Source organism: Pseudomonas taiwanensis, from assembly GCF_013393345.1.
Taxonomy (GTDB): domain Bacteria; phylum Pseudomonadota; class Gammaproteobacteria; order Pseudomonadales; family Pseudomonadaceae; genus Metapseudomonas; species Metapseudomonas resinovorans_C.
This window is the reverse complement of record NZ_QJRF01000025.1, coordinates 1-313: the sequence shown is the minus strand read 5'-3', so window position 1 is coordinate 313 and position 313 is coordinate 1. Positions and strand designations below refer to the sequence as shown.

Sequence of the window (313 nt, the reverse complement as noted above, 5' to 3'; positions counted from 1 at the left end):
GCCGCGCCGTTGGTGGGCGCGGTGACCATGCGCCCGCCCGCAGCGTTTTCCTCGTTCACCGCCAGGGCGTAGAGGTTGACCCATTCCATGGCGCTCATGGTGCTGCCGATGACGTTGGGCTTGCCCAACTCCTGCAGGCTGCGGTGCAGCTTCGCCGCGCGACGCCGCACGTTGAGCCCGCCGGGCAGGATGCCTTCGTGGCCGAGGCCGTTGCTTACGCATTCCTGCATGGCGTCCCAGAGTTTCAGCAGCCCGGCGCGGATCTCCGCCTCGCTGCGCCAGGCCTTCTCGTTGGCCAGCATCAGTTCCGAAA

At 67.7% G+C, this 313-nt stretch carries 1 protein-coding gene; it reads right to left on the bottom strand.

Annotated elements, in window-relative coordinates:
* On the bottom strand, positions 1 to 313 hold a 313-nt coding region (locus DM872_RS31040; protein ID WP_179057551.1), incomplete at both ends, for an L-serine ammonia-lyase, iron-sulfur-dependent, subunit alpha.